This is a genomic window from bacterium (assembly GCA_040757115.1).
Taxonomy (GTDB): Bacteria; UBA9089; CG2-30-40-21; order CG2-30-40-21; family SBAY01; genus JBFLXS01.
Window position 1 is genome coordinate 1 of sequence record JBFLYA010000343.1, and the last position, 3,212, is coordinate 3,212.

The following is a 3,212-nucleotide window of genomic DNA, read 5'->3' on the forward strand; positions in this document are numbered from 1 at the left end:
GTTTTCCACAATCAATTTCTACCTATTTCTATAAATTTCAATCTATTTCTATTATCTTATCTCCATATCACTCTTATCTCCTTATCCCCTTTCTTACACTTTTGATATATAGCCTGAACGGTTACCCTTTTTCTCGTTCAACAAAAGGTCGTGATATTTAAATCTGCTACTTTGCTGATTTGGTCAAATAAGATAGTCTGTTCTTGTTTTGTTTTCATATTCCTTAGTTTAAATGTAGAATTTGCCTTTTCATCCTCACCGACGATTACAGCAAAAGGTATTTTTGAGAGGTCAGCATATTCAAGGTTGCGACTGACCTTCCGCTCCATCACATCTATTTCTACCCTTAATTTTAATTGGCGTAATTTCTGAGCGATTTCTATGGCATAATCATTTACCCTGCCGCCAATAGGAATAATAAAAATTTGAGGTCTTCTGGCGTCTTTAGAGAGTTTATTTTCTTTTTCCAGGGCTAATTTTACCCGCTCTACGCCGTAGGCAAATCCAATTGATGGAATATCTTTTTGTCCGCCCAATGTTCCAATTAATTCGTCATACCTACCACCACCACATATTTGATTTTCCGCACCGAGTGCATCACAATATACCTCAAAAATCATCCCGGTGTAATATTGTAGCCCTCTGCCAAAACCCAGATCAATCGTTATTTTGTTCCAGTTTAAATCTTTGAAATACTCAAGATTCTTAATAATGTTTTTTAATTCCTCTAAAGGTTTTGGATTAAGTTCATATTCAGTCACTAATGTTTCTATTCGAGTAAAAATGTTTTCTGGTTTGCCTTTAATCTGCCTTAATTCTTGAATGAACTCTAATGCTTTATCTGTTTGTTTCTTCTGGCTTTTTATTTTTAATTCCTTAAGAATTTCATCAAATCCTTTACCTTTACTGAGTTCTTCCATTGCCTCGATAAGAAATGTTTTTATTTTCACATTTAGTTTTAACTTCTCCAATAATTCGGAGAGAAAGCCAATGTGTCCAATGACGAGACGGTAATTTTCAAGCCCAAGGAGTTGTAATCCCAGAGAAGCGATAGCGATAACCTCTGTATCTGAAATTGGAGTTTTACTTCCAATTAATTCTATGCCGGCATGAGTAAATTGGCGGTATCTACCCAACTGTGGAGTATCGTATCTAAAAGCAGGACCGATATAGTAAAGTTTCACTGGTAATGGATTATTTTGTAAGTTATTAATAAAGGCTCGAACAACTGAAGCAGTTATTTCAGGTCGCAGACAAACACTTCGATTGCCGTAGTCTTTAAAGGTGTACATCTTGGAGATAATCTCCTGTCCCGACTTTTTTAGATGTAGGTCTGTATATTCTACAATTGGGACCTCAATACAACTATAACCAAAGGATTCAAAAAAGGCCTTAATTTTATTTCGAATTTCCTCGTATTGATAATATTCTTCATAGCATAAATCAAATGTTCCCCTTACTCGTTGAACCGCAGATTCTTTAGCCATATTTTTCTTCTCCACGCATAATCCTGATAAATCTATCAATGATGTTAATTGTCTCTAAATCCTGGGTATAAGAGTAAATTGCAGATTTCCCATCACCTATTTTCTCTACAACCTTTAATTTCACTAATTTTTCTAAATCATTTTCCACTTCCGATAAATTTTTATTTATCCAGCGGGCTAAATTTTTTGCTGTATCCATAGCAAATTGATTTTCATAAAAAAAATTAATTAACTCAGTTCTAATTGGAGATTTTGTAACTTCTTCAAGAAATTCGCTTACCGAAGGTATCATAACTTCACTCCTCTAATTGGTAACTGGTAATTGGTTAAATGGCTTCGTCATAAGCTAAATCGGACGGTATTTAATTACCAGTTACCAGAATCAAATTCCGTGCGTTATTTGTTCACCACGACACTAGCGGTAGTTAGTGGACAATAGTCCGTTTCACTAACTACTGTTCATTTTCCCTTAATATTTTACCATAGCTGAAATTATATGGGTATTGCCCAGGTCATATTTGGCAAAGGCATAGTCTATTTGCCAATCTACACCTTTATAACCTAATCCGGTGGCTATATCACTGCCATAAAATCCTAATCTCCAGGCTATTTTCTGATTAAATATTGCCTCTGTTCCTAACTGGAATTTGAATGAATCTCCTTTCTCATCGGCTATTCCTGTTGTAATGAGAATGTTATCAATTTTTGTTTTCCAGAGGTTTAAGTTTTTATTTAGATTAGTTGCTATGCCAAATTTGAATCCAAAACCAGGGTCGTTAATATTACTTGCTAAAATATTTCTCAGCATAACACCTATCCTGACATTTTGTAGTTGTTTTGTGCCATATTTAGGTTTCATTAATATCCCTAAGTCTATGGCATAGCCCCGATGTTTATCCTTGGCATCTTCTGCCTTTAAAAATTTAAGATTACCGCCTGTGGATAAAGAAAAGGGAAGATTTTTCTTCAAGGTTAGCCTTTTTCCATAAGATAATCCGACCGTAGTTTCTGTTATATCAGTTTTTTTAGTTTCACCGGATATTTTATCTACAACATCTTCGGCTAAATAAATCAGTCCTATGTTACCTTCCAAAAGATAAACATTAGGCTGAGTAATACAAAAAGAATCCATACTTGCTTTACTGACACCATATAAACTGGCATGACTGAAACTCATTCCTGTTATTTCACCAAGTTCAACTAAGCCAGCCGGATTCCAATAAATAGTTTCTATATCATCACATACAGCCACAACAGACTTACCCATCCCAAGATTTCTTGCCCCAATGCCTACATCTTTAAACCCCGCATAACTATTACTTCCTCCAAAAATTACCGCACTAAGAATAACTAAAAGGTAAAATTCTTTTTTTAACATTTCTTACAACCCCCTTTATTGTAATTATTTACCCCGCTGAAGTGAGCCTGTAGGTTCAAGAAGCAAAGGAATTTATTTTCTACCTTGCTTCTTGAATCCTGTTGACAACTATTGCTTGTTGTTTCACTTCAGATGTTAGAGAACAGAAGTCAGATTTTATAGTACGTGTTTAGCGTGTTCCAAATTGCATTGATTTGAGATGTATCTCTTTGTTAAACAAAAGGAGTTTAATGCAAATATCAAAATGTAAAAATCAAAATTACAAAGCAAAATGCAAAAATACTTGTAAGGCAATAAAAAAAATCAAATATTAAAAATCAAAAATAAGAATAAAAGAATTCCTTAAT

The 3,212-nt window shown here is 34.2% G+C and carries 3 protein-coding genes; all 3 read right to left on the reverse strand.

Going from position 1 to position 3,212, the window contains the following annotated elements:
* Nucleotides 1–137 precede the first annotated feature (137 nt).
* Complete coding sequence (gene hisS / locus AB1422_18305) at nucleotides 138–1,487, reverse strand: histidine--tRNA ligase (protein MEW6621253.1); 1,350 nt, start codon at nucleotides 1,485–1,487, stop codon at nucleotides 138–140.
* Entirely contained in the window at nucleotides 1,480–1,779 is a 300-nt protein-coding gene (locus AB1422_18310; GenBank protein ID MEW6621254.1) for a hypothetical protein, read from the reverse strand. The genes hisS and AB1422_18310 overlap by 8 nt, the downstream gene beginning before the upstream one ends.
* Nucleotides 1,780–1,956: 177 nt before the next feature.
* Nucleotides 1,957–2,865 carry a hypothetical protein gene (locus tag AB1422_18315; protein MEW6621255.1) on the reverse strand — a complete coding sequence of 303 codons (909 nt, stop codon included), beginning with the start codon at nucleotides 2,863–2,865 and terminating at the stop codon, nucleotides 1,957–1,959.
* Between the last annotated feature and the right edge of the window lie 347 nt (nucleotides 2,866–3,212).